This window comes from Paenibacillus albicereus, assembly GCF_012676905.1.
In the GTDB taxonomy this organism is placed as follows: Bacteria; Bacillota; Bacilli; order Paenibacillales; family Paenibacillaceae; genus Paenibacillus_O; species Paenibacillus_O albicereus.
The window spans coordinates 1,543,807-1,570,128 of record NZ_CP051428.1; the positions used below are offsets into that span (position 1 = coordinate 1,543,807).

The following is a 26,322-nucleotide window of genomic DNA, read 5'->3' on the forward strand; positions in this document are numbered from 1 at the left end:
GGGCGGTTCGTTTTTGGTCAGCTTCCGATGAACGAGATGGCCAGCAGGGCGGTCAGCGTGCCGAGCAGCGCCCCCGCGCCGACGTCGGACGGGTAATGGAGTCCTAGATACATGCGGGACCATCCGACCGATCCGGCGATCAGGACGGCGACCGCGACGATGAGCGGCAGCCAGGCCGGGAGCTCGGAGGCCGCGGCGTAGGCCAAGGGAACGATCCAGGCGAAAACCGCTGTCGTATGGCCGGAGGGGAAGGAGGAGTCCGCGAGGGGACTTTTGCCCGTACGGACGCCTTCGATCGCCTGGTAAGGCCGCAGCCGCTTGAGCGTGCGCTTGACGACGGCGACCGGGATGTGGCTGACGACTACCGCAGCCAGGCTTTGCCAGCCGGCCAGCTCCCAGGCTCCTTCGCCGAGCAGCGCGAGCAGCAGGGAAGCGCTCAGCGTGAACGTCGCTCCGCCCATATGCGTCACGGTCGACAGCCAGCGCCTCACGACGGCGGCGAGCTTGACGCTGGCGGGGCCGCGGTTCAACCAAAGCAAGAGCCGACGCTCCTTCATGCGAAGCCAGCCGATGAACATCGCCACTCCTCCGTCCGTGTGGATTTCTTGTACCCCTATCATAACCTTCCGCACGCATTCTGAATATGCGGCAGCTCCATTCTAAACCCGAATTGTTCGGGCAGAATGAAGCGAAAGCCGTTTTAGGTTTCGCCGGCGTGGTAATGATGGGAGGAAGGACGCATCCCGCAAGGGATGCGTCCTTGAAGCGAAACCCTCGTTCACCGGATTGTCACCGCCTTTTGTCGGACCATGGGAACTTTCCGGGGCGGTCGCTCGTCGGTAAGGACGAAAGCATCAAAACGCCAGCAAATGAATGGAAGAAGCGGTTAGCGCAAGCAAATGAGGGCATCCTAGTCCTTAATGCTCGATGCAAGCGTTTTTCCCCTTGCTTTGAGCCGAAACGAAGGGGATTCGCCTTTTGACAAAGCCATGGGAACCATGGAAAATCAGAAGGGCCGTTTCCAGAAAAGCTGACATCAAAAAAACAGACAGAGAGAAAAGAGCCCGCAGCACGTACAGAGAGAATATTAAAATCGGGGTCTCAAGGGGGCAACACAAATGATCGCGAGTTCCATCATGATTGCATTGCAGATTTTTCTGGCGTTCGTCGGCGTCTATCAATTCGTCTTGGCGCTGTTCGGCATCGTCCGGAAGAAAAACACGGTCCAGCACAAGCCGCAAAAATCGTTCGCCATTCTCGTCGCGGCCCACAACGAAGAAAAAGTCGTCGGCGCGCTGATCGAGAACCTGAACCGCATGGATTATCCGAAAGAGCTATACGACGTCTTCGTCATTTGCGACAACTGCACGGACGGCACGGCCGACATCGCCCGCAGCATGGGCGCGCACGCCTGCGAGCGGTTCAACAACCAGCTCAAGGGCAAGGGCTACGCCATCGAATGGATGCTCAAGGAGCTGTGGGCGATGCCCAAGCACTACGATGCCGTCGTCATGTTCGACGCGGACAATCTGGTCAACACCGACTTCCTCGTCCATATGAACAACGACCTGTGCAACGGCCATCAAGTCATCCAGGGCTACCTCGACACGAAAAATCCGGACGATTCCTGGGTCACGGCTTCCTACGGCATCACGTACTGGTATTGCAACCGCCTCTGGCAGCTGTCCCGCCGCAACCTCGGCATGGCGAACTTCCTCGGCGGCACCGGCATGTGCTTCGAGAGCGCGCTGCTCAAGGAAATGGGCTGGGGCGCGACAAGCCTCGTCGAGGACCTGGAGTTCTCGATGCGCTGCGTGCAGCGCGGCGTGCATCCGGTGCTCAACTACGAGGCCAAGGTCTACGACGAAAAGCCGGTCTCGTTCCGCGCCTCCGCGCGCCAGCGCCTGCGCTGGATGCAGGGACATTTCACCGTCGCCCGCCAGTACTTCTTCCCGCTGCTCTGGGCCAGCATCAAGCAGCGCAGCTTCGTCAAGTTCGACGCGGCGCTGTACTCGTTCTCGGTCTACAGCACGCTGCTCGGCTTCGTCGGCACCGTGGTCATCTGGGTCGACTACCTGCTGCCCGGGGACAACGTCTTCTCGTCCATCTATGAGCATCTGCCGTTCTGGGTTCCGGGCGCGGCCATCGCGGCCGCAGCGCTCATGTTCCCGCTCGTCATGGCGCTCGAGGGCATCAAGTCGGGCAAGATGTACGCCCATCTGCTCTCCATGATCGTCTTCCAGCTCAGCTGGCTGCCGATCACGTTCTATGCGTTCTTCACGCAGAACAACAAGCAGTGGAGCCACACGCAGCATACGCGCGTCATCCGTCTCGAGGAAGTGCAGAGCAAGCAAGCTTCCTGATGCGCTTGACAGGCCGATGCCGATCATGGTACATTAGTCCAAGTGTTCTTGATGATTCACAACAATAGAATCGCACAAGCAGAAGCGCCCGCTTCTCACCTGACCGATACCCTCGGCTGGTATGCGATACGCACGATTGCCGCCTCCTCCCTTGCGAGCGAGGACGGATAATCGACTACGGCGTCTCACGCGGGTCCTGCTCCAGGGCCCGCTTTTGCTTTGTCATAGAGCATCCAGTCGCGCAGTACCCATTCCATTCGGAGGTGGACGATTATTAGCCGAGATCACCAAATCAACGACGATATCCGGGCAAGGGAAGTACGCCTGGTCGGACCCGAGAGCGAGCAGCTTGGCATCAAGCCGATTCGCGAAGCGCTGCAGATGGCCATCGATGCCAACATGGATCTGGTCAACGTCGCTCCTCAAGCGAAGCCGCCGGTATGCCGGATCATGGACTACGGCAAGTTCCGCTACGAGCAGCAGAAGAAGGAGAAGGAAGCCCGCAAGAACCAGAAGATCGTGGATCTGAAGGAAGTGTGGTTCCGCTCCAACATCGACGAGCATGATTATCAGACGAAGCTCCGCAACGTCATCAAGTTCCTTGGCGAAGGCGACAAGGTCAAGGCTTCCGTCCGTTACCGCGGCCGCGAGATCGCGCACGCGGCGGTCGGCCAGCGCATCCTGGAGCGCCTTCAGACCGAAGTGAGCGATATCTGCAACGTCGAGCGTGTGCCGAAACTGGAAGGACGCAGCATGATCATGATTTTGGCACCGAAGAACAACAACTGATCTCTACTTATTCAAGGAGGATAACGACATGCCTAAGATGAAGACCCACAGCAGTCTGAAAGACCGCTTCAAGATCACGGGAACCGGCAAGGTAAAGCGCTACAAGGCTTACCGCAACCATCTGCTCTCCCACAAATCGGGCCGCGCGAAGCGCGTTCTGGCTTCCCAGCCGAACATGGCTGCCGGCGACGTAAGCCGCCTGGCTCAAGGCCTCGCGCAGCTGAAATAGCATTTCCCTGAGATCATCTTTTATTGATTAGAACCTACAGGAGGGTATTATCATGGCAAGAGTAAAAGGCGGATTCGTTCGCGCCCGTCGCCGCAAACGGATTCTTAAGCTCGCAAAAGGTTACTTCGGTTCCAAGCATCGCCTATTCAAAACCGCGAAGGAGCAGGTCAACAAATCCCTGCTATACGCTTACCGCGACCGTCGCCAACGGAAGCGCGACTTCCGCAAGCTGTGGATCGTCCGCATCAACGCCGCTGCGCGTCAAAACGGACTCTCCTACAGCAAATTCATGTTCGGCCTGAAGCAAGCCGGCGTCGAAGTGAACCGCAAGGTTCTTGCCGACCTGGCCGTGAACGACATCGGTTCGTTCAACAGCCTGGCTGACGTAGCCAAGCAAAAGCTGAACGCCTAGCGCCAAAAGGCTGTTCCCGTCATGCAGATGACAGGGAACAGCCTTTTTTTGCTTTCATGCGGACATCCGTACAGCCGGGACCGCCGCCGGCAGAATAAGCTGGAAGGAACGGAAAGGAGGAATCATGTTGTCTAACGTCTCCAAACAGCAAGTGCAGGCTCTCGTCGGCCAGACGGTCGAGGTGAAGCTGAGGGACGGCTCCGTCGTGACGGGCAAGCTGGAGAAGCTGAGCGGCGACAAGCTCTACGTGCGCGTTCAGGAGCAAGCCGGCAAAGCGGGCACGCGCGCCTTTATCCTTCCGCTGGCGCTGTTCTCCGTCCTGGCCATCGGCCTTGCTCCTTTTGGTGCATACGGCGGCGGGGGATACGGCCCCGGCCCCTACGGCCCCGGCCCTTACGGTCCATACGGCCCCGGACCGGGCGGCCCGGGAGGGCCATACGGCCCTTACGGGCCGGGATGCTGCCCTCCCGTCGGTCCAAAAGGCTTTTACTGACCGGAAGGCTGCAAGGACTTCGTCCACTGCGTCACCTTGAGGTCGGGAAAATGGCGCACCGGCTCGTAGCCCTCGCGGGCGTAGAACCGGCGCGCCTTTTCATTGACGTCGTCGACGAACAGCACGGCCATGAGCGAGCCGTGGAGCGTTCCTTCGCGCTCGGCGCGGCGCATCAGCTCGAGACCGATGCCAGTCCCCCGGCTGAGAGGATCGACGACGAGCATGTCGATGTGGAGCAGGCCGTGAATCTCGCCGAAATGGACGAAGCCGATCGGCGAGCCGACTTCAGGCGCGGCGACAATCGTGCGGCCGCTGTCGAAGCGTTCCGGGAGTCCGGCCAGAACGACGGGATCATCGGGGCTGACCGTATGGGACATGGGCATCAGCTCGGTCCGGATGAGGCGGACGAGCGTCGGCAGATCGTCCGGGCGATGCCCGCGATAGCGGATTCGGCGCATGCGGGTGGCTCCTTCCGACGAGCCGGCGGATGGCTTTCGCGCGTGGCGGAAAAGCATGGTCATGACGGCCGTCTCACCCAGTCTATGCCGCGGCGGCGCCGGTTGCGAAGCGATTCGTTTTCCTGCCGCATACATAACTTTTCCTGCAGCCGCGTAATCTAAGTATTGACGGATGATAAGCTCAAACCTATAATAAGGTCTAAGCTAATACCCCAACAGCAATGAAGAGGACGAAGTGTTAAGGGCTCTACTGTCCAGAGAGCGACGGATCCGCTGCAACCGCCGCCAGCATCCCTTTCCAACGAGCTCACCTCGGAGCTGTTTTCCTGAACGAAGCGTTCTTCGCGCTTTCATTAGGGAGAATCGCCTGGCATGCGTTAACCTGCCGAAGTAGGACCGATGAGGCATGCATCTCGCGTCTTACTTCTTGAGACTCCGCATCGCGAGATGCGGCGTAAACCTGGGTGGTACCACGGAAGATCAACCTTTCGTCCCTATGCTTCGGCATAGAGGGCGAAAGGTTTTTTTGTTGCAACCCATAACGGTAGGGGCGAAGGCGGACCGTCGACACCGCCGCCGTCACGAAGGGAGGATCACATGATGGTGATGCAGGGCGAAGCATTGCGTTCCAAGGAAGAGATCATGGATAGAATGAGGAAGCCGGAAGTGGTGAGCGGCTCCGAAATGCTGCTCCGCAGCCTGGTGCTGGAAGGCGTGGAATGTGTATTCGGCTACCCGGGCGGCGCGGTGCTGTTCATCTACGACGCCATGCACGGCTTCAAGGACTTCAACCACGTGCTGACCCGCCACGAGCAAGGCGCGATCCATGCGGCGGACGGCTACGCGAGAGCGTCCGGCAAGGTCGGCGTCTGCATCGCGACCTCCGGTCCGGGAGCGACGAACCTCGTCACCGGCATCGCGACCGCGTTCATGGACAGCGTGCCGCTCGTCGTCATCACGGGCAACGTCGCGACGAGCTTCATCGGGACGGATGCGTTCCAGGAAGCGGACATCACCGGCATCACGATGCCGATCACGAAGCACAGCTACCTGGTGCGGGACGTCGAGGACCTGCCGCGCGTCATCCACGAGGCGTTCCATATCGCCAACAGCGGCCGCAAGGGCCCGGTCCTGATCGATATCCCCAAGGATGTCTCGGCGGCCAAAGCGCTGTTCAAGCCGGTGAACGAGGTGAGCATCCGCGGCTACAACCCGACCGTCACGCCGCGCAAGCCGCAGCTCGACAAGCTCGTCAAGGCGATCGCCCAGGCGGAGCGCCCGCTCGTGCTCGCCGGAGGCGGCGTCGTCTACTCGGGCGGCCATGAGGAGCTGCTGGAGTTCGCCGTCAAGACGGGCATACCGGTCACGACGACGCTGCTCGGCCTCGGCGGATTCCCGAGCGGCAACGAGCTGTGGGTCGGCATGCCCGGCATGCACGGAGCGTACGCCTCCAACAAGGCGATCCAGGAGAGCGATCTGCTCATCAACATCGGCGCCCGCTTCGACGACCGCGTGACGATGAAGCTCGACGGCTTCGCGCCGAAGGCCAAAATCGTGCACATCGACATCGACCCGGCGGAGATCGGCAAAAACGTGCCGACCGACATCCCGATCGTCGGCGACGTCAAGACGACGCTCGGCCTGCTCAACCAGGAGGTCGGCTACGCCGCCAAAGCGGACGCATGGCGGGCCCAGGTGCTGCAGTGGAAGCAGGAGCAGCCGCTTCGCTTCGTCGACTCCGACGAGGAGCTCAAGCCGCAATGGGTCATCGGGATGATCCACGATACGACCGAGGGCAACGCGATCGTCACGACGGACGTCGGCCAGCATCAGATGTGGGCGGCGCAGTACTACCGCTTCAACCAGCCGCGCTCCTGGATCACCTCCGGCGGCCTCGGCACGATGGGCTTCGGCTTCCCGTCCGCGATCGGCGCGCAGATGGCGCATCCGGACCGGCTCGTCGTCAGCATCAACGGCGACGGCGGCATGCAGATGTGCGCCCAGGAGCTGGCGATCTGCGCGATCAACAACATCCCGGTCAAGGTCGCGATCATCAACAACCAAGTGCTCGGCATGGTGCGCCAGTGGCAGGAGATCATCTACGACAACCGCTACAGCCACATCGATCTGGCCGGCAGCCCGGACTTCGTCAAGCTGGCCGAGGCCTACGGCGTCAAGGGCTTCCGCGCGACGAACAAGCAGGAGGCGGAGGCGGCCTGGAAAGAAGCGCTCGCCCATCCGGGTCCGGCAGTCGTGGAATTCGTCGTTCGCAAAGGCGAGAACGTCTACCCGATGGTCACCCAGGGCAACACGATCGACGTCATGCTGATGGGGGATGAACAATGAGCCAGAGATATACGATCGCCGTCCTCGTGAACAACCAGCCGGGCGTGCTCCAGCGCGTGTCGGGATTGTTCGGCCGCAGAGGCTTCAACATCGAGAGCATCACGGTAGGCGCCAGCGAGGAAGCGGGACTGTCCCGCATGGTCATCGTCACCGAGGGCGACGAGAAGGTGCTTGAGCAAGTATCCAAGCAGCTGTACAAGCTGATCGACGTCATCAAGGTCGTCGACGTCAGCGGGAGCCCCATGGTCGCCCGCGAGCTGGCGCTGATCAAGGTCAATGCCGAGCCTGCGGCCCGTCCGGAAATTCTCGGCGTCGTCGAGACGTTCCGCGCCGCGGTCGTCGACATCGGGCCGAGCTCGCTGATCGTCCAGGCGGTCGGCGGCTCCGACAAGATCGACGCGATGATCGAGCTGCTTCGTCCGTACGGCATCCGGGAGCTTTCCCGCACGGGCGTCACGGCCATGAACCGGGGCACGGTCCGATCCTAATCGGAATTTTCGGATAAGTTCGACAACGAATCTATAAAGCTATTCATTTTACCTATAAGCCAAACGAGCCCGCTTTGAGCGGGAGTTTAAGGGCGGCAGTCGAGCGGAGGCTCGCTCAGGCTTTAACGCGCTGTCTCTTTAAACACCCGCTCAAAGGGGTTCCATTCCAAAGGAGGCATCATCTCATCATGGCAGTTAAATTGTTCTATGAAAACGACGCGGATCTCAGCGTTCTCCAAGGCAAGACGGTAGCAGTCATCGGATACGGCAGCCAAGGCCATGCCCAGGCGCAAAACCTGCGCGACAGCGGCGTGAAGGTCGTCATCGGCCTGCGCGAAGGCAAATCCGCCGACAAAGCCCGCAATGACGGCTTCGAAGTGGTGTCCGTCGCCGACGCGACCCGCAAGGCGGACGTCGTCCAGATCCTCATGCCGGACGAGACCCAAGCCCAGGTGTACAACGACGAGATCGCCCCCAACCTGAAAAAGGGCGCCGCCCTCATGTTCTCCCACGGCTTCAACGTGCACTTCGGCCAGATCGTGCCGAGCAAGGACACGGACGTGCTGCTCGTCGCTCCGAAATCCCCGGGCCACATGGTCCGCCGCACGTACGTCGAAGGCTTCGGCGTTCCCGGCCTGATCGCCGTCGAGCAGGACGCGACGGGCAACGCCCAGGCGATCGGCCTCGCTTATGCCAAGGGCATCGGCTGCACGCGCGCAGGGGTATTCGAGACTTCGTTCCGCGAAGAGACCGAGACCGACCTGTTCGGCGAGCAGGCCGTCCTCTGCGGCGGCACGTCCGCGCTCGTCAAAGCCGGCTTCGAGACGCTGGTGGAAGCGGGCTACGCGCCGGAGATGGCTTACTTCGAGTGTCTCCATGAGCTGAAGCTGATCGTCGACCTCATGTACGAGGGCGGACTGGCGTCGATGCGCGACTCCATCTCCAACACGGCCGAGTACGGCGACTACGTCACCGGCCCGCGCATCGTGACCGACGAGACGAAAAAGGCGATGAAGGAAGTGCTCTCCGACATCCAGCAAGGCAAGTTCGCCCGCGACTTCATCCTCGAGAACAAGTCTGGCCGCGCCATGCTGACGGCGACCCGCCGCAACGAAGCGGAGCATCCGATCGAGCAGACCGGCGCGCAGCTGCGCGAGCTGATGCACTGGATCAAGAAGTAAGTCGAGTCAAGGACGCAAGGCAGCGCGCTTCTTCCACCAGGAATGAGGCGCGTTTGCCGCTTCATAAGCTAGAAGGATCCTACCGAACGGAGGTGCCGGTTTGCGCAAGATCTATATTTTCGATACAACGCTCCGCGACGGCGAGCAATCGCCCGGGGTCAACCTGAATACCCGGGAGAAGGTGGAGATCGCCCTCCAGCTCGAGAAGCTCGGCGTCGACCGCATCGAGGCCGGCTTCCCGGCCGCCTCGCCGGGCGATCTGGCGGCGGTGCAGGCCGTGGCGGCAGCGGTCAAGAACGCGACGGTCATCGGCCTCGCGCGGGCTGTCGAGCGCGACATCGACGCGGCCTGGGAAGCGCTCCAGCATGCGGCTGATCCGTGCATCCACATCTTCCTCGCCACGTCGCCCATCCATCGCAAGCACAAGCTCAAGATGGAGAAGGAGCAGGTGCTGGCGGCGGCCGACAAGGCGATCCGCTACGCCAAGCAGAAGTTCGCCAAGATCGAGTTCTCGCCGGAGGATGCGGGCCGCACCGAGCTGGACTTCCTGTGCGAGGTGACGGAGATGGCGATCCGGGCGGGAGCTACGGTCGTCAACATCCCCGACACCGTCGGGTATATGACGCCGGCCGAGTTCGGCAACATTTTCAAGACGCTGAAAGAGCAGGTGCCGGGCATCGAGACGATCCAGCTGAGCGCCCACTGCCATGACGACCTCGGCATGGCGACGGCCAATGCGCTGGCCGCGATCCAGAACGGAGCGGACCAGATCGAGGGCACGATCAACGGCATCGGCGAGCGCGCCGGCAATACGGCCATCGAGGAGGTCGCGCTGGCGCTCGAGACCCGGGCCGCCCTGTACGGCGCCAAGACCGGCCTCAAGCTGACCGAGATCGCCCGCACGAGCCGACTCGTCAGCAAGCTGACCGGCATGGTCGTGCCGGGCAACAAGGCGATCGTCGGCGCGAACGCCTTCGCCCATGAGTCCGGCATCCATCAGGACGGCATGCTCAAGGAGAAGACGACGTACGAGATCATCTCGCCCGAGACGATCGGCATCAAGGAGTCGAAGCTTGTCATGGGCAAGCACTCCGGCCGCCACGCCTTCCGCGAGAAGCTGCTCGATCTGGGCTACGAGCTGGCCGACGAGGCGTTGAACGCCGCGTTCGCCAAGTTCAAGGATCTGGCCGACCGCAAGAAGAATGTCACGGACGAGGATCTGCTCGCGATGCTGGAGGAGAAGCTCGTCGATACGCCGGAGGTATTCGTGCTGGATACGCTCGAGGTCCATTACGGCAACCGCTCCACGCCGAAGGGCACCGTATCGATCCAGGTCGAAGGCCGCGGCGTGCAGTCGGGGACGGCGGAGGGCAACGGCTCGGTCGACGCCTTGTTCAACGCGATCGATCTCGTCACGGGCGAGCCCGTCGAGCTGGACGACTACTCCATCAAGTCCGTCACCGACGGCAAGGACGCGCTCGGCGAGGTGCATGTCGTGCTGCTCCAGGACGGCGTATCCGCGCAGGGCCGCGGCGTGAGCACGGACATCCTCGAGGCGAGCGCGCGCGCCTATGTCGACGCGTTGAACCGGCTCATCGAAAAGCGCAAAGCCCCAGGCCGCCGGGACAAGATGAGCCTGATCTGACGGAGATTTCACCCTGAGACCGCTGTACGAGGTCCGTCTGCTCGCAGGAGCAGGCGGACTTTTTCATGCCATGAAGCGCTCGTTATAGGCATGTCCTATCAGCACCATAGCTATCCTATCTTGGTGTAAGGGAACCCGGATATGGTACAACTGATGATAGCTATTCTCATTCGTCACGAGACGAGACAGGAGTGTTGAACCATGGCAGAAGTGAAGAAAATCGCGGTCATCGCAGGCGACGGCATCGGACCGGAAGTCGTCGGCGAGGCCATCAAGGTCATTAAGAAGATCGAGGAGCTGTACGAACACCGCTTCGAATTCGAGCACGGCCTGTTCGGAGGCGTCGCGATCGACGAGAAGGGAACGCCGCTGCCGCAGGAGACGCTGGACATGTGCCAAAAGGCGGACGCGGTCCTGCTCGGCGCGGTGGGCGGGCCCAAATGGGACAACAACTCGAAGGAGCTGCGTCCCGAGACGGGACTGCTCGGCATCCGCAAGGCGCTCGGCCTGTTCTCCAACATCCGGCCGGCGACGGTGTTCGACTGCCTGAAGGACGCGTCCACGCTCAAGCCGGAGGTGCTCGAAGGCACCGATCTCATCGTCGTGCGCGAGCTGACGGGCGGCATCTACTTCGGTGAGAAATTCCGCCGCGAGGGCGAGCACGGGCAGGAAGCGGTCGACACCTGCGTCTACAACGTGCAGGAGGTCGAGCGCATCGTGCGTCAGGCCTTCGACATCGCCATGACCCGCGGCAAACGCCTCGCTTCGGTCGACAAGGCGAACGTGCTCGAGACGTCGCGCCTGTGGCGCGAGGTCGTGAACCGGATCGCTCCGGAATACCCGGAGGTGGAGCTGGAGCATGTGCTCGTCGACAACTGCGCGATGCAGCTGCTGCGCCGTCCGTCGAGCTTCGACGTCATCGTCACGGAGAACATGTTCGGCGACATCCTGAGCGACGAGGCGGCGATGCTGACCGGCTCGATCGGCATGCTCAGCTCGGCTTCGCTCGGCGAAGGCAGCTTCGGCCTGTACGAGCCGGTGCACGGCTCGGCTCCCGACATCGCGGGCCAGGGCATTTCCAATCCGATCGCGACGATTTTGTCCGTAGCGCTCATGTTCCGCCTCACGTTCGGCTATCATGAAGCGGCGCAAGCGATCGAGGACGCGGTCAAGGAAGTGCTGGACGCCGGCCACCGCACGGGCGACATCGCGGTCGACAAGTCCACGGCGATCGGCACCGAGGCGATGGGCGACCTGATCGTCGGCGCGATCCGCAAAGCCTCTTGAATGCAACGAGAGCCGGCGCCGTCTAGAACGCCGCTAGAACGGACAACCTAGATCCGAAGCGCTTTCCGCGCAAAGGAGGGGTTCCGCATATGGCAGAACGTTTGGTAGGCCGCCCTGCGCCGGACTTCACGATGGAGACCGTCGACGGTCCAGGCAAGGAATTCGGCAAGGTATCGCTTTCCGACTACCGCGGCAAATGGCTCGTTTTCTTCTTCTATCCGCTCGACTTCACGTTCGTGTGCCCGTCGGAGCTCTCGGCGCTGAGCGATGCGGCCGAACGGTTCCGCAAGCTGGACGCGGATCTTCTCGGCATCAGCATCGACAGCGTCCACAGCCATAGGGCTTGGATCCACGCGCCGAAGAGCGCGGGCGGGCTCGGCAAGCTGAACTTCCCGCTGGCGTCCGACATCACGAAGCAGGTTTCCCGGGACTACGGCGTCCTGATCGAAGAAGAGGGTATCGCGCTGCGGGGCCTGTTCATCGTCGATCCGGAGGGGGAGCTGAAGTATCAGGCCGTCAGCCACAACGACGTCGGCCATAGCGTCCAAGAGACGCTCCGCGTCATTCAGGCTCTGCAATCCCGCGGACTATGTCCGATCAACGGAAAGCCGGACGAAACGAACGATGCCGCGGACTGAAGCATCCGCAAGGAATTGCCAGGGCAACCGCCCTGGCTTTTTTTCATTTCCCTGCGGCATCCGTCGTCTTGGATGCGTCCAAGACGCTTTCCGGGGGTAAGAATAAGCAATTCCGATTCCACAAAACGAATGTCGAGGAGGCATCCCGCCATGACGATCGATTTCCATTCCCCGCAGGCCGGCGAGCGCGAGCCGGACAAGCACGCGCCGATACCGCCGGAGCCCGAAATTACGCCTCCGCCGTCTCCGGAGATCGAGCAGCCGAAAAGCCCAGAGCTGCCGCCTGCCGCTCCGCAGCCGGAAATCATGCCCGATCCGGGACCGGAAATTCCCGAGCTGCCGCAGGAGCCCGAGATCAAGCCGGAGGACGTGCCGCCGGCTCCGCTTCCCTGACGCCGGCCGATCGGCAGGAATTCCGCTGGGCAGAGCCGAATACAATGCAGGAAACGATCCCAAGCCATTCCGATGGCAGATGGAGAGAATAAGGAGGGAAGCAGGATGAGTTTTTGCTGCGGAGCGAGCATGATCGGTACGAAAGGAACGCTTAGACACTATCGGACCCACATTCATAACGTCCCCATTCTGTTCTGTCCGGTTTGCCATCGCGTGGATATTCATTATATGATAGAAAGCGAATATGAAATATTGGCTGAATACGCGCACGGAGACGGAGTGTCCGAGGTGGACTTCCAGGACTACGTCGATCAGCGCGGCAAGTCCTTATTCGAGAACTGCGTGAACCATGACAACGAGGATCCGATGGAAGTGGTCCTGAGCCAGATTGATATGGCGCTCGACCTGCTCGGATTCGCCAAGCATATCGGAGATGCGGGCTGGGAGGCCGAGCTGAAGAAACGGCTGGGCATCCTCAATTCCCGACGCAATAAGCTGAAAGCCAAGCGGGCCTCGGAAGGCCTTTGCTAAAGTCGAGCGGCGCCTCCTGAACCGGGAGGCTTTTTTAATTTGAAGCGACTCCCGCAATCGGCCCGGGTAGCTGCGAACCGTATAGGAAACGAGGTGCTCTGTTGCTGCTGATGGTGTTCAAAAGATGGTTCGGACGCTTCAGCGTCAAGCCGCATTCCGCCGGCTCCGCACCGGACAAGCTCCGCGAGTCGCTCGAGCGGATCCAGGCCGGCGACGATGCGCTGCGGGAGAAGCTCATCCAAGATTACCGGCCGTTCATCCTCAAATCGACGAGCCGATTCTGCAAGCGTTACATCGATCCGGTCCGCGACGACGAGTTCAGCATCGCGATGATCGCGTTCAATGAAGCGATCGAGCACTTTTCCCCGGCATCGGGGCGCTCGTTCACCGGCTTCGCCGAAACGGTCATCCGCAGGCGCCTGATCGACTACATCCGGCGCGAGAAGCGCCATCGCCAGACGATGCCGTCCGGCAGCTTCGACCAGGAAAGCGAGCTGGAGGACAGCCTGCAGGCGGCATGGATCCGCCAAGCGATCTCGCGCTTCCATCTCGATCGGGACGCGGAGAACCGGCGGCTGGAGATCGAGGACTTCGCGGCGGAGCTGAAGGGCTACGGCATCCGCTTCGCCGAGCTGGCGGACTGCTCTCCCAAGCATGAGGACTCCCGCCGGCTGCTGCAGGGCATCGCGCTTCGCCTGGCGGAGCAGGACTGCCTATGGGGCATGCTCGTCGACAAGCGGAGGCTCCCGGTCAAGGAGCTGATGGAGCAGTCCTCCGTCTCGCGCAAGACGATCGAGCGCAACCGCAAGTATTTGATCGCCATCGCGGCCTTGCTGCGAGGCCATTATCCATATTTGGAAGACTACCTGCTGATTCGTCACGGCCGGCAGCTTCCGGAGCAGCAGCGCATGCAGGAGCAGGCGGCGGGAGGGAGAAGGTCGTGAACGGTAACGGCATCGTGCTGGAAGTCAAAAAGGGCAGCGTCATCGTGCTCGCGCCAGACGGCAGCTTCCGCAAAATCAGAAGCCGCGGGGGAGAGGCGGTCGGCCAGGAGGTCGAGCTTCCGCCCGTCGTCCGCCCCTCTCGTCCCCGCTGGCTGCTGCCGGCTGCGGCCGGAGCGCTGGCGCTGCTGCTGGCCATCCCTGTCCTGTATGCAGGCAGGGCGGCCGCCAACCCGGTCGTCGCCTACATCAGCCTCGACGTCAATCCGAGCTTCGAGGTCGGCGTCGACGCCGACCTCAAGGTGCGCCAGCTGAGGGCGGTCAATGCCGACGCCGTGCCGTTCGTCGCGGCGCTCGACTACGAGGGACAGCCGGCCTCGCTCGTCATGGAGGAGCTGGCGGAACGGCTGGCCGAATCGGATTACCTGCGGGAGGAGACGGCCGAAGTGCTGCTCGCGGGCGTCCGGCTGCTCGGTGACGGGGAGGAGCTGGCGGAGCTCGGCGCGCAGGCTCGGCGGGCGCTGGAGGAGGCCGCGGAGCATGCCGGCGAGGATGACCTCCATGTGACCGAGCTGCGCTCCACGCCGGAGGTCCGTCTCGAAGCCGAGGAGCTCGGCCTGTCCATCGGCCAGATGACCGTATACTTGCTGGCGCTCGAAAAGGGCTACGACGTATCGCTCGATCGTCTGCGCACGCAGCCGCTCCCGGTCGCGGCGGATTGGAAAGGCGGCTTGGGCGCGCTCGTGCCGAACAGCGCCGAGCTGGACGAGAACAAGCTGGATCGGCTGCTTGAGACGGCAAGGTCCGCGAGGGCGAGCGCGCCGGCTTCCGGCACGGCGAAGCCGGCAGCGGAGGAGTCCGGGAAATCGACTCCGAAGCCGAGCGCCCAGACGACCATCAAGCCGAACGCCAAGCCGTCTGTTGCGGCCAGCAAGCCCGGTTCGCAGCCGGCGGCCGCAGCGCCGGTCCGGACCGCTTCGCCGAAGCCTTCCGAGAAGCGGCAGCGCGACCCGGCGGTCCGCCCTTCCGCGACGCCTTCGCATGGAAAGGGCTGGCGGCCGGCGTCGTCGGCCAAGCTGCCCGAGAGCGGACCAAGCGGGCATCGCGAGCATGGGCGCGATTCGGAACGATGGAAGCGGGAGGCGGAGCAGGCTCTCCGCGAGCTGGAGCGCAAGAAGCGCGCGGCCGAGAAGTTCCGGTCCGAGGCGGAGCAGCGCATCCGGGAAGCGGCGGGAAAGCGGAAGCAAGAGCAGGACAAATGGAGAAAGAAAGCGGAGGCCGAGTGGAAAAAGGCGGAGGAGCGGCGCCATGGCGGACGGGAGAAGCCGACCGACCGTTAAGAAGCCTCCGCATGTCGAAAGCGGGCCGATCCGGCCCGCTTTCGCGCGTCCGCGGGCAGGGACCGATCCCGGCTTCTCCGGAAACGGGCTGGCATTTTTCGACATTATTTCCGATTGACACTTGTTGACAGCCAATCCTATGATTGATTTACGAATCGACGGCTTGACTGCGATCCTGACAGCAAGGAACAGGGGGGGCGGAGCTCGTACATGGAGATGGAACTGTTCAACATCAACAATGTGAGGGATGCGATCCGAGCTCGCCAGCGAGGCCGGGAGCTGGCGCGGGAGCTGGGCTTCGGCATCATCGACCAGACGCGCATCGCGTACGCCATATCCGAGCTTTCGAGCGGTTTCGTAGAGATGCATCAGCACAGCCAGATGCTGATCGGCAAAGTGCGCAAGGAAACGGGAGAAGCCGGACTGGAATGGTCGCTCATCGGCAGCTGCAGCTTTTCCCGCGAGCTGGAAGAGGAATGGAATTCGCTATGGTCGGAGGAATGGGATATCGCCATCACGAGGCGCGTCGGCACCTGCATTACGTTCCGCAAATGGCTCCCTACGTCCTTCTACATGAGTTCGACCCCGATACAGCTCCAGTTGTTTGCGACCGGAGAGGAGCAAGGCTAATGCAGGCAATTCGAAAGCGCTATTTCCCGGCGCTTGCCGAATATATTCGAAGCGGGAGCGAAGCATCGCTGTATCAGGCAACGGAGCTAGGGAAAATGTTCCACAACATCGGCCCGGAGGAGATCATCGCCATCCATGAGGAAAGCATGCGCAACATCGTCCTCAACGTCGACTCGGAGGAAGCGCTCGACCTGTACAGCCGCTCGTTCATGTTCCTGATCGAACTGATGGTCGCCTACCGCTTCCGGTATCAGCCCGAACGCCCGGCGGACGAGCGGTACACCGAGATGAGGGAGCTGCTCAGCCGTTCCTACCGCTCGTTCGAACGGGTCAAGAGCAAGTACGAGAACGTGCTGCAGCATATGGACAGCGGGATCGCGCTCTTCGATACGGAAGGCATCGTGACGTTCATGAACCTGCAGATGGCCCGCTTTCTCGATGTCCCCCGCAAGACGCTCGTCGGCTGCAGCATCCTGGAGATTCTCCGCCACGCCCAGCTGACCCGCTCGACGAGGCGGCTGCTCGTGCGTCTATACCGGGAGATCATCGTGCGCCGCAACAAATATTTCGAGTTCCAGGACAGCAGCGGCCGGCATCTGCTCATCACGGCGACCTACGGCGATCAGCTGGACGGAGACTATCTCATCAGCATGAAGGACGTGTCCGAGTACAAGCAGATCGAGCAGACCGCCTACCAGAACGACAAGCTGGCCATGCTCGGCAAGATCGCGGCCGCGATCGCCCATGAGATCCGCAACCCGCTTACGTCGATCCGAGGCTTCATCCAGCTGCTGAGGCCGACGCTGGTCGATCTCGGCAAGGAAGAGTACGCCAAGATCATGGTGGCGGAGATCGACCGGGCCAACGACATCATCTACGAGTTCCTCAATTCCTCCAAGCCGACGGCTCCGATGAAGCAGACGATCCGGCTCGCGTCGCTGCTCAAGGAGGTCAGCCTGCTCAGCGAGAGCGAGGCGCTCATGCATAATTGCTTCATCGCCCTGGAGGCGCAGGAGTCCGACCTGCATGTCTCGATCGACGTCAAGCAGATCAAGCAGGTCGTGCTGAACCTGTTCAAGAACGCGATGGACGCGATCGCGGAGCTGGGGGGCGAGCGCGAGGGACGGATCGACGTCATCCTGAGCCGCAAATCGGACTTCGCGGAGATTACGATCCGCGACAACGGCAAGGGCATGGACCGGGCGACGCTGGGCCGTCTGTTCGATCCTTTTTTTACGACAAAGGAGTCGGGGACAGGCCTCGGACTGTCGGTCAGCTACCGGATCGTGCGCAACCACTCCGGCACGATCCGCGTCACGAGCACCGCCGGAGAAGGCACGTCGTTCATGATCTATTTGCCAATCGCCGAGCAAAAGCCTTAAAATCGGGGGAGAATCCCCCGATTTTTTTTGCGTTCCGGGGCAAAGCGAATGACGGGAAGGCGAAAGGAAGCGGAAACGAATGAACATGAACTTGACGATATCCACGACGGCGCAAGCGGCGGAAACGGCCGGAGCGCTGATCGTGCGGCCGGTGGCTCCTGCGGAGCTGCAGGAGGGCGCCGGCCCGGCGCAGCTCGGAGCGGGCGATCCGCTTGCGGTTGACGCCGTGCGGGAGTCGCTTCGGAGAAGCTATCGGCTCGGCGCCTTCAAGGCGGCGGCGGAACAGTCGCTGACGATGCCGCTGCTCGGCCTGCACGAAGCGGAGGCGGCCGTGTTCGTCGGCCTCGGCGAGGCGCTCGCCACAGGCGACGGGCTGCGCCGCTTCGGCGCGGCGGCGGTACGCGAGCTGAAGGCGCAGAAGGCGGAGCGCGCCGTCCTGCTCGTGCCGCCGGCGCTGCATGGCGGCACGGACGGCTTCGGCACGGCGCAGGCCGCCGCGGCGCTGGCCGAAGGGCTGACGCTCGGGGGCTACGAGCGCAGCAAGACGCGCGCCGGCGAGCCGCTAGCGGCGCGGGAGCTGCGGATCGAGCTGCAGCTGTGCGGCGGCGCCGGGGAGGACCGGGCTGCGGCCTGGGACGAAGGCGTCGAGCACGGAAGGCTCGCGGGCGAGACGGTCGCCTGGGCGCGCGATCTCGTGCATCTGCCGGGAAGCGTGCTGACGCCGGAGGCGCTGGCCGAGGAGGCCGAGCGGCTCGCGGACGAGGCGGAGCTCGACGTCGAGATCATCGACGAGTGGACGGCAGCGGAGCTCGGCATGGGCGGCCTGCTCGCCGTCGGCAAAGGCAGCATCCACCCGCCGCGCATGATCGTGCTGCATTACGAGGGCGATCCGGACAGCACGGAGAAATGGGGCCTGATCGGCAAAGGCATCACGTTCGACACCGGCGGCTACTCGCTCAAGCGGGGCCTCGGCATGGAGGACATGATCGGCGACATGGGCGGGGCGGCGGCGGTGCTCGGGGCGATGCGCATCATCGGCAAGCTCAAGCCGAAGGCCAACGTCGTCGCCGTCATCCCTTCGGCGGAGAACATGATCTCCGACCGGGCGTTCAAGCCGGGCGACGTGCTGACGATGATGAACGGCATGACCGTCGAGATCGTCAACACGGACGCCGAGGGCAGGCTCGTGCTGGCGGACGGCCTCACGACCGCGATCCGGCGCGGAGCGACGAAGCTCGTCGACGTGGCGACGCTGACCGGCGCCGTCGTGTCGGCGCTCGGCGACGCGGCGTCCGGCGTCCTCGGCAACGACGACACGCTGCGGCGCGAGCTGGAGGAGGCGGCGATCCGGGCGGGCGAGCGCGTCTGGCCGCTTCCCGCCTATGCGGACTACCGCCGCAAGCTCGACAGCGCCGCCGCCGACCTCAAGAACGGCGCGGGCCGCGAAGGCGCGGCGAGCATCGCCGGGCTGTTCGTCGGCGCGTTCGCGGAGGAGAAGCCATGGGTGCACGTGGACATCGCCGGCACGTCTTGGATCGGCCGCCCGCGAGGCTGGGAGAGCAAGGGCGCGACCGGCGTCATGACGCGCACGCTCGCGGAGCTCGTCCTGCAAGACGGCGGCAGGGGCCTCCGCTGAAGCAGGCCTGGACCGACAAAATCCTTTGCGTTCTTTACCGATTTCCCGTATCATAGGATAAACGTTACCCTACCATGTAAGGAGTTCTGCGATCATGACCGCCAAACCGAGCAAGATTGTCGACTGTACCGTCCGTGATGGAGGCCTTGTGAACAACTGGGACTTCAGCATCGAATTCGTTCAAGACCTGTACCGCAGCCTGGATGAGGCGGGCGTCGAGTATATGGAGATCGGCTACAAGAACTCGCCGAAGCTGCTCAAGGGCGCGGATGCCGCCGGTCCTTGGCGCTTTCTGAACGATGACTTTCTGCGCAAGGTCATCCCGAACAAGGGCAGGACGAAGCTGTCCGCGCTCGTGGACATCGGGCGCGTCGACGAGAGCGACGTGCTGCCCCGCACGGAGAGCATGCTGGACCTGATCCGCGTCGCCTGCTACATCCAGGACGTGGACAAGGCGCTGGAGCTCGTCTCGCTGTTCCATGAGCGCGGCTACGAGACGACGCTGAATATCATGGCGCTGTCGAACGTCATGGAGAACCAGCTGATCGAGGCGTTCGACGCCATCCGCGAGAGCGTCGTGGACGTCGTCTACGTCGTCGACTCCTACGGCAGCCTCAAGCCGAGCGACTTCGCCTACCTGATCGACAAGTTCAAGCAGCATCTGCCGAACAAGAAGCTGGGCGTGCATACGCACAACAACCAGCAGCTCGCGTTCGCCAACACGCTGCTCGCCGTCGACAAAGGCGTCGAGTACCTCGATACGAGCGTCTACGGCATGGGCCGCGCCGCCGGCAACTGCAACACGGAGCTGCTCGTCGCCCACCTGCCGGGCACGAAATACAGTGTCCGCCCGGTGCTGGAGATGATCGAGAAGCACATGCTGCCGCTTCGCCAGAAGGAAGAGTGGGGCTACATCATGGAGTACATGGTGACCGGCCTGCTCGACGAGCATCCCCGCTCGGCGATGGCGCAGCGCGGCTCGGACAAGCAGGACCGGATCGTCGATTTCTACGATCAGCTGACGACCCCTGAAGTGCTGCACGGCAAATAAGCCGCGTCCGCTCCGACCGGAGCCTGCAAAGCCGCCCCTGACGACCGCCAAGGTCCGAGGGGCGGCTTCTTTGCGTCCGCATGCCCAGGAAGTATGCGTTTACAAGGGAGGCGCGACCTGCTATTGTTTTAGTTCCGAGAGAGAAGAAGGCAGGAGAGGATCGCATGTACCGAGTGTTGCTGGCCGATGACGAGGCCGACGTACGGGAAGGATTGCTGACGGAAATCCGCTGGGAGGAGTGCGGCTTCGAGATCGCGGCGACGGCCGAGAACGGCCTGGAGGCGCTGGAGCTGGCCGAGCGGCTGCTGCCGGACGTCGTGCTGACGGACATCCGCATGCCGTTCGTGGACGGGCTCGAGCTCGTGCGGCGGCTGCAGACGGCGCTGCCGCTCGCCAAGACGGTCATCCTCACCGGCTACGACGAATTCGACTACGCCCGTCAGGCCGTCTCGCTGAGCGTCGACGAGTATCTGCTCAAGCCGTTCACGGCGGCGAGCCTGACGGAGCTGCTGCGCGGCCTCAAGCAAAGGATGGACCACGAGCGGGCGGAGCGCGAGGATGCGCGCGAGCTGCGGGAGCACTATCACCGGAGCCTGCCGCAGCTGAGGGGACAGTTTCTCAGCTCGCTGCTGTACCGCCGCTATCCGGAGGCGTCGATCCGCCGCAAGGCCAGTCAGTACGGCCTGAGCCTCGAGGGAGAAGGCTGCTCGGTATCCGTCGTCCGCATCGGAGAGCCGGAGGAGGGAGCGCCGTTGGTCGGCTCGCTGCAGCAATCGCCGGATGAGGAGCTCAAGCTGTTCGCCGTGCTCAACGTGGCCGAGGAAATCTGGTCGGAGGCGAGCCGCGGCATCGCCTTCCTCCATCAGGACAGCATCGTGCTCATGGACTTCGGCGTCGCCGAGGAAGGCTGGAAGGAGAAGCGCCAGCAGACGCTGGAGCAGCTGGCGCGCAGCGTGGAGTTCTACCTGCGGCTGCCGGTGACGATCGGCACGGGACTGCCCAAGCGCAGCCTGTCCGAGCTGCAGGAAGCCTACGAGGAAGCGCTGCTCGCGCTCGACTACCGGCTCGTGCCGGGCATGGACCGCCTCGTCTTCCTGCAGGACGTCGAGAGCCGGCCATCGGAGCCGCTGCGCTTCGACGAGCTGTGCGAGCAGGCGCTCGCCCGCTGCCTCAAGGTCGGCACGCCCGAGGAGCTGGAGGCGCTGCTTGCGGACATTCTCGGCGAGATCCGCGAAAGCCATGCGTACAGCGGCATCCAGATGTACCTCATGGAGGTGCTGACGGCAATCTGCCGCACCGCGCAATCCGCCGGCGTCGAGCTCGAGGAGCTGCTCGGAGCCGGCGCGCAGCCGTATGCCGAGCTGTCCCGGCTGACCGGCCTCGGCGAGGCCAGGCGCTGGCTCGGGGAGCTCGGCGCTGCCGTCATGCAGCGCATCGCGGGCACGCGGCAGCATGCGTACAAGGACCTGGTGGAGGAAGCGATCCGGTTCACCCGCGCGCATGCGCACGAGCCCGAGCTGTCGATCGCGATGGTCTGCTCGCATCTGCACATCAGCGCCGGTTATTTCTGCGGTCTGTTCAAGCGCGAGGTGAAGCTCACGTTCCTCCAGTACGTGCTGCAGCTGCGCATGGAGCTGGCGCAGGAGCTGCTGCGCTCGACGGAGCTCAAGGCGTTCGAGATCGCGGAGCGCATCGGCTTCTCCGAGCCGAACTACTTTAGCTTCTGCTTCAAGAAGCATACCGGCACGACGCCCAAGGAATACCGCAGCCGGGCCAAGGAAGCGGAAGCGGGGCCGCTGCCGTGAAGCGGACGACGCTGAGGGAGGCGGCCCGCCTCAAGGAGCGGGTGCGCCATTCGCGCGTCAGCAGCATCCAGTCGATCGTCACTTGGTCGTTCTCCGTCATGATCGTCATCGCGATCGGCACGGTCGCGTTCCTGCTGCACGACAAGTTTTCCGCATCGGCGGAGCGCAGCGCCTTCACCTCCTCCAGCCAGATCGTCGATCAGGTCAGCTACAACCTGGAGGACTACGTGCGAGGCTTGTCCAGCTTTTACCGGGCGATCGAGCAGAACCTGCTGGACAAGGGCGAGTGGGACGGCAGCGAGGTCGACACGCAGCTCGATACGCTCATGGGCAGCCGCGACGACATCGTGTCGATCGCGCTGTTCGCCGAGGACGGCACGCTGCTCAAAAATCGTCCGGCCGCCCAGCTGCGCCCGAGCGCCAACGTGACGGGACAGGGCTGGTTCCAGGCGGCGCTGCGCGTGCCGGACCATCTCGGATTCTCGCTGCCGCATATCCAGAACCTGTACAAGGGCGGTTATCCGTGGGTCGTCAGCATGAGCAAGCGCGTCACCGTGCTGCAGAACGGCCGGGAGCAGGAGGTCATCCTGCTCGTGGACATCAACTTCAAGCAGATCGACGAGCTGTGCAGCCGGATCAGCCTCGGGCGCAAGGGCTACGCCTACATCATCGACGAAGGAGCAGGCAACATCGTCTACCATCCGCAGCAGCAGCTCATCTACATGGGGCTCAAGCGGGAGAACGTGGAGGGCGCGCTCGTCTCCTCGGGCGACTACGTGGAGGAGCTGGACGGAGAGCGGCGGCTCGTCACCGTCAAGTCGGTCGCGAACATCGGGTGGAAGATCGTCGGCGTCAGCTATCTCGACGAGCTGCTCACGACGCGGGAGGAAGTGAACCGCTATCTCGTGCGCGTCGTGGCGGTCGCGCTCGTGCTCGTGCTGCTCGTCGGCATGGCGCTCGCCCGCTCGATCATCCGCCCGCTCAAGCGGGTGGAGAAGATGATGCGCTCCGTGGAAAGAGGCCAGTTCGACGTCGAGCTGCCCGTCGAGGGGCCGCTCGAGGTCGAGCGGCTGTCGCGCCGCTTCAACCTCATGGTGCACAAGATCCGCCAGCTCATGGGGCAGATCGTGCTGGAGCAGGAGTCCAAGCGGCGGCATGAGCTGGAGGCGCTCCAGGCGCAGATCAACCCGCATTTCCTCTACAATACGCTCAACTCGGTCGTGCGCATGGCCGGCATGAGCCGTGGCGAGGAGGTCGTCACGATGATTACCTCGCTGTCCAAGCTGTTCCGCATCAGCCTCAGCCAAGGACGCACGCTCATCCCGGTGAAGGACGAGCTGGAGCACGCGCATCATTACCTCACGATCCAGCAGATGCGCTTCGGCCGCAAGTTCACGTTCGCCATCGAGGCGACGGAGGAGGCGGAGAGCTGCCGGACGCTGAAGCTCGTGCTGCAGCCTTTGCTGGAGAACGCGATCGAGCACGGGCTGGAATACTCGGCGGACGAAGGGCGGATCGAGGTGCAGGCGTTCGTCGAGGACGGCGTGCTGACGCTGCTCGTCGAGGACAACGGCGCCGGCATGGCGGCGGAGGCGGCCGCGCTGCTGCTGGAGCGGGGATCGGGCGAGGCGCTGGCGGAGCGCCGGCCGTCCCGCACGGGCAAGGGCTCCGGCGTCGCCCTGCGCAACATCCACGACCGGATCCGGCTGTATTACGGCGCTCCGTACGGCCTCGAGTTCCGCAGCGAGCTGGAGGAGGGCATGACGGTCACGGTGCGCATGCCGGCGGAAGCGGCAGAGGAGGAGATCGACGATGAAAAGCGATGACGGAACCGATCGGCCGATCTTCGCGTACACGAGCCGCGAGGGACGGCGGCGTCCGGCCAGCCGTGCCGTTGGCGAGGGCGGACGCCGCCCGCGGACAACCACATGGGCAAGGCGGACCGGCGGTCTGATCGCTCGGTGGACGGGAGGGCTCATGCGCAGCCAGGCCAGCCGCCGCCCGCGGCCGGCCTGGCTGCTGGCGATGCCGCTGCTGGCCGTCCCGCTGCTGGCGGCCGCCGGCTGCGCGGGCTCCGCAGAGCCGTCTCCGCCGCCGTCGCCGCGTCTGGCCGCGCTGATCGCGCCGCAGACGGACGGCGCACTCGCAGGCGCGATCCGGATCGGCGCGGAGGCGGCGGCCAAGGAGTTCGGCTACCGGCTCGAGTACGTCGACAAGACGGCGGGACGCCCCGGCGCAGGCCAAGTGGAAGCGGCCGGCCGCGCGCTGAAGGCGGGCGCGGAAGCGCTGCTCCTCGACCCCGACAGCGAGCAGCAGCTCGACGAGGTCGTCCGGCTCGCGCGTGCTGCCGGAGCGGCCGTCATCACGCTGAGCGACGCCTATCCCGTCGGCGGCGTCGCGAGCGCGGTGACGATCGACAACCGCGAGGCCGGCCGCCAGGCCGGAGCGGCGATGGCCGAGCTGCTCGGCGGCTACGGACGGGTGGCGGTGCTCGGCGCCGACTCCTCCGCGCTCGGCTACGCGGAGCGGCAGGAGGGCGTGCTGGAGGAGCTGGCCCGCCATCCGGACATCACGATCGCCAAAGGCTATTCCTGCGGCATGTCCTCCGACGGCTGCGCGGAGGCGGCGCGCCAGCTCATGGACGAGACGGACGGCATCGTCGCCCTCCAGGAGCAAGGCGTGCTCAGCTCGGCCAAGGAATCGCTCCGGCGCGGGGCGTCCTCCGAGGTGAAGATCGTCGGCTTCGGCAGCGAGACGGAGCAGCTGGAGCTGCTGCAGGACGGCGTCATCGACCGCCTCGTCGTGCAGAGCGGCTTCAACGCCGGCTATCTCGGCATGCGGCAGGCCGACCTGCTGCTGCGCGGGGAAAAGCCGGAGGCGAGGATTACGCTCGCCACCAAGGCGGTCAGTCCCGACAGCATGTTCTGGATGGACAACCAGAAGCTGCTGTTCCCTTTCGTCAAATAGGCCCGGACGGGCCTATTTTTTGTCTGACGGAGAAAAGCTGATGAAGATTTCGATAGAAAGCAGGAAGATTTTCGATTCGAAAAAAACGCAGGCCCTTTCATAATAAGAGCATGAGAACGGACGGCGGCGCCAAGCGGGCGATCGCCGCCGAATCCCCATCCCACACCCTCCAGGAGGTCATCCGAATGAAAAAACAAGCAGCACTCGCGGCCGCGCTCGCGGCGGTCATGGTCACGGCGGCCGGCTGCGGCGGCAACAACGGCGGCGGCAACGCAGGCGGCGACTCCGGCGGAAGCGGCGGCGACCAGCCGAAGATCGGCGTAGCCATCTACAAGTTCGACGACACGTTCATGACGGGCGTCCGCAACGCGATGACGGCGGCGGCCGAGGGCAAGGCCAAGCTCGACATCGTCGACAGCCAGAACGCGCAGCCGACGCAGAACGAAAAGGTCGATCTGTTCATTTCCAAAAAATACAAGGCGCTGGCGATCAACGCGGTCGACCGCACAGCGGCCGGCGTCATCATCGACAAGGCCCAGGCGGCCGACATCCCGGTCGTGTTCCTGAACCGGGAGCCGGTGGCCGAAGACATGAACAAGTGGGATAAAGTGTACTACGTCGGCGCGAAAGCAGAGGAGTCCGGCACGCTGTCCGGCCAGATCATCGCCGATTACTGGAAAGCGAATCCGGAAGCGGACAAGAACAAGGACGGCGTGCTCCAGTACGTCATGCTGCAGGGCGAGCCGGGCCATCAGGATGCCGAGCTGCGCACGAAGTACTCGATCCAGGCGATCGAGGACGCCGGCATCAAGGTCGAGAAGCTGGAGCAGGATACGGCGATGTGGGACCGCGTCAAAGGCCAGGACAAAATGCAGGCTTGGCTGGCGGCACGCGGCGACAACATCGAGGCCGTGCTGGCCAACAACGACGACATGGCGCTCGGCGCGATCGAAGCGCTGAAGGCGGCGGGCTACTTCACAGGCGACAAGTTCATGCCGGTCGTCGGCGTCGACGCGACCGCTCCGGCGATCCAGGCGCTGCAGGACGGCACGCTGCTCGGCACCGTGCTCAACGACGCGAAGAACCAAGGCGGCGCGACGGTCGCTCTGGCGGCAGCGCTGGCTAAAGGCGAGACGCCGACGAAGGAGAACACCGGCTACGACATCACGGACGGCAAGTACGTCTGGATCGCGTACAAGAAGATTCTGAAGGACAATATCGCCGACGCCCAGCAATAAGCGGGGCTTGCGGCTGGGGAGCCCGAAGCCCGGGACGCGGCGGGCTCCCTTTTGCTTCCCGCCGGTCCATGGCGGCAGC

The 26,322-nt window shown here is 63.5% G+C and carries 25 protein-coding genes; 23 read left to right on the forward strand and 2 right to left on the reverse strand.

From position 1 onward, the window contains the following. Positions 1 to 17: 17 nt before the first annotated feature. Positions 18 to 539 carry a phosphatase PAP2 family protein gene (locus tag HGI30_RS06875; RefSeq protein ID WP_235680349.1) on the reverse strand — a complete coding sequence of 174 codons (522 nt, stop codon included), beginning with the start codon at positions 537 to 539 and terminating at the stop codon, positions 18 to 20. Positions 540 to 1,118: 579 nt separating this feature from the next. Here HGI30_RS06875 and HGI30_RS06880 point away from each other — a divergent pair. The 5 genes from HGI30_RS06880 (at position 1,119) to HGI30_RS06900 (ending at position 4,286) form a co-directional block, all read left to right on the forward strand. Beyond that, on the forward strand, positions 1,119 to 2,363 hold the full coding sequence (locus HGI30_RS06880; RefSeq protein WP_407945013.1) for a glycosyltransferase family 2 protein: 1,245 nt from the start codon (positions 1,119 to 1,121) through the stop codon (positions 2,361 to 2,363). Positions 2,364 to 2,654: 291 nt separating this feature from the next. Further along, on the forward strand, positions 2,655 to 3,152 hold the full coding sequence (gene infC, locus HGI30_RS06885; protein ID WP_168909770.1) for a translation initiation factor IF-3: 498 nt from the start codon (positions 2,655 to 2,657) through the stop codon (positions 3,150 to 3,152). A 28-nt stretch (positions 3,153 to 3,180) separates the two neighbouring features. Beyond that, positions 3,181 to 3,381: a 50S ribosomal protein L35 gene (gene rpmI / locus HGI30_RS06890; RefSeq protein ID WP_168906950.1), complete on the forward strand. Its 201-nt coding sequence runs from the start codon at positions 3,181 to 3,183 to the stop codon at positions 3,379 to 3,381. Positions 3,382 to 3,433: 52 nt separating this feature from the next. Further along, positions 3,434 to 3,793 carry a 50S ribosomal protein L20 gene (gene rplT / locus HGI30_RS06895; RefSeq protein WP_168906951.1) on the forward strand — a complete coding sequence of 120 codons (360 nt, stop codon included), beginning with the start codon at positions 3,434 to 3,436 and terminating at the stop codon, positions 3,791 to 3,793. Between the two features lie 124 nt (positions 3,794 to 3,917). Continuing rightward, positions 3,918 to 4,286: a hypothetical protein gene (locus HGI30_RS06900; protein ID WP_168906952.1), complete on the forward strand. Its 369-nt coding sequence runs from the start codon at positions 3,918 to 3,920 to the stop codon at positions 4,284 to 4,286. Here the strand turns inward: HGI30_RS06900 and HGI30_RS06905 are convergent. Continuing rightward, entirely contained in the window at positions 4,280 to 4,744 is a 465-nt protein-coding gene (locus HGI30_RS06905; protein WP_168906953.1) for a GNAT family N-acetyltransferase, read from the reverse strand. The two genes, HGI30_RS06900 and HGI30_RS06905, sit on opposite strands and share 7 nt — an antisense overlap. 600 nt (positions 4,745 to 5,344) lie before the next feature. Between HGI30_RS06905 and ilvB the strand changes: the two genes are divergently transcribed. From ilvB to HGI30_RS06995, 18 genes are all read left to right on the forward strand, one after another. Continuing rightward, on the forward strand, positions 5,345 to 7,090 hold the full coding sequence (gene ilvB / locus HGI30_RS06910) for a biosynthetic-type acetolactate synthase large subunit (RefSeq protein WP_168909771.1): 1,746 nt from the start codon (positions 5,345 to 5,347) through the stop codon (positions 7,088 to 7,090). Then, positions 7,087 to 7,578, forward strand: a complete 492-nt coding sequence (gene ilvN / locus HGI30_RS06915; protein ID WP_168906954.1) for an acetolactate synthase small subunit — start codon at positions 7,087 to 7,089, stop codon at positions 7,576 to 7,578. The genes ilvB and ilvN overlap by 4 nt, the downstream gene beginning before the upstream one ends. Before the next feature lie 188 nt (positions 7,579 to 7,766). After that, entirely contained in the window at positions 7,767 to 8,759 is a 993-nt protein-coding gene (ilvC, locus tag HGI30_RS06920; protein WP_168906955.1) for a ketol-acid reductoisomerase, read from the forward strand. 100 nt (positions 8,760 to 8,859) lie between these two features. Continuing rightward, positions 8,860 to 10,404: a 2-isopropylmalate synthase gene (locus HGI30_RS06925; protein WP_168906956.1), complete on the forward strand. Its 1,545-nt coding sequence runs from the start codon at positions 8,860 to 8,862 to the stop codon at positions 10,402 to 10,404. A gap of 201 nt (positions 10,405 to 10,605) precedes the next feature. Then, positions 10,606 to 11,691, forward strand: coding sequence for a 3-isopropylmalate dehydrogenase (gene leuB / locus HGI30_RS06930; RefSeq protein WP_168906957.1), 1,086 nt, complete (start codon positions 10,606 to 10,608; stop codon positions 11,689 to 11,691). A gap of 89 nt (positions 11,692 to 11,780) precedes the next feature. After that, positions 11,781 to 12,329 carry a peroxiredoxin gene (locus HGI30_RS06935; protein WP_168906958.1) on the forward strand — a complete coding sequence of 183 codons (549 nt, stop codon included), beginning with the start codon at positions 11,781 to 11,783 and terminating at the stop codon, positions 12,327 to 12,329. A gap of 150 nt (positions 12,330 to 12,479) precedes the next feature. After that, positions 12,480 to 12,722, forward strand: a complete 243-nt coding sequence (locus tag HGI30_RS06940) for a hypothetical protein (protein ID WP_168906959.1) — start codon at positions 12,480 to 12,482, stop codon at positions 12,720 to 12,722. A gap of 105 nt (positions 12,723 to 12,827) precedes the next feature. Then, positions 12,828 to 13,253: a hypothetical protein gene (locus HGI30_RS06945; protein WP_168906960.1), complete on the forward strand. Its 426-nt coding sequence runs from the start codon at positions 12,828 to 12,830 to the stop codon at positions 13,251 to 13,253. A 110-nt stretch (positions 13,254 to 13,363) separates the two neighbouring features. Continuing rightward, positions 13,364 to 14,197 (forward strand): RNA polymerase sigma factor SigI, encoded by an 834-nt coding sequence (sigI, locus tag HGI30_RS06950; protein ID WP_328805278.1) that lies wholly within the window; start codon positions 13,364 to 13,366, stop codon positions 14,195 to 14,197. Next, a complete protein-coding gene (locus tag HGI30_RS06955) occupies positions 14,194 to 15,534 on the forward strand; it encodes an anti-sigma factor domain-containing protein (protein WP_168906962.1) in 1,341 nt (446 codons plus the stop codon). The genes sigI and HGI30_RS06955 overlap by 4 nt, the downstream gene beginning before the upstream one ends. A gap of 210 nt (positions 15,535 to 15,744) precedes the next feature. Next, positions 15,745 to 16,164 carry an anti-sigma regulatory factor gene (locus HGI30_RS06960; RefSeq protein ID WP_168906963.1) on the forward strand — a complete coding sequence of 140 codons (420 nt, stop codon included), beginning with the start codon at positions 15,745 to 15,747 and terminating at the stop codon, positions 16,162 to 16,164. After that, on the forward strand, positions 16,164 to 17,546 hold the full coding sequence (locus HGI30_RS06965; protein WP_168906964.1) for an ATP-binding protein: 1,383 nt from the start codon (positions 16,164 to 16,166) through the stop codon (positions 17,544 to 17,546). The genes HGI30_RS06960 and HGI30_RS06965 overlap by 1 nt, the downstream gene beginning before the upstream one ends. Positions 17,547 to 17,625: 79 nt before the next feature. Next, the gene (locus HGI30_RS06970) at positions 17,626 to 19,182 is read left to right on the forward strand and encodes a leucyl aminopeptidase (protein ID WP_235680350.1); all 1,557 of its coding nucleotides are present in this window, start codon (positions 17,626 to 17,628) and stop codon (positions 19,180 to 19,182) included. A 94-nt stretch (positions 19,183 to 19,276) separates the two neighbouring features. Continuing rightward, positions 19,277 to 20,233: an aldolase catalytic domain-containing protein gene (locus HGI30_RS06975; RefSeq protein ID WP_206110035.1), complete on the forward strand. Its 957-nt coding sequence runs from the start codon at positions 19,277 to 19,279 to the stop codon at positions 20,231 to 20,233. A 164-nt stretch (positions 20,234 to 20,397) separates the two neighbouring features. Next, positions 20,398 to 22,038, forward strand: coding sequence for a response regulator (locus tag HGI30_RS06980; RefSeq protein ID WP_168906965.1), 1,641 nt, complete (start codon positions 20,398 to 20,400; stop codon positions 22,036 to 22,038). A 98-nt stretch (positions 22,039 to 22,136) separates the two neighbouring features. After that, positions 22,137 to 23,864 carry a cache domain-containing sensor histidine kinase gene (locus HGI30_RS06985; protein WP_168909774.1) on the forward strand — a complete coding sequence of 576 codons (1,728 nt, stop codon included), beginning with the start codon at positions 22,137 to 22,139 and terminating at the stop codon, positions 23,862 to 23,864. Next, positions 23,851 to 25,005 carry a substrate-binding domain-containing protein gene (locus HGI30_RS06990; RefSeq protein WP_168906966.1) on the forward strand — a complete coding sequence of 385 codons (1,155 nt, stop codon included), beginning with the start codon at positions 23,851 to 23,853 and terminating at the stop codon, positions 25,003 to 25,005. The genes HGI30_RS06985 and HGI30_RS06990 overlap by 14 nt, the downstream gene beginning before the upstream one ends. Positions 25,006 to 25,190: 185 nt before the next feature. Further along, positions 25,191 to 26,243 (forward strand): galactose ABC transporter substrate-binding protein, encoded by a 1,053-nt coding sequence (locus HGI30_RS06995; protein WP_168906967.1) that lies wholly within the window; start codon positions 25,191 to 25,193, stop codon positions 26,241 to 26,243. Positions 26,244 to 26,322: the final 79 nt, after the last annotated feature.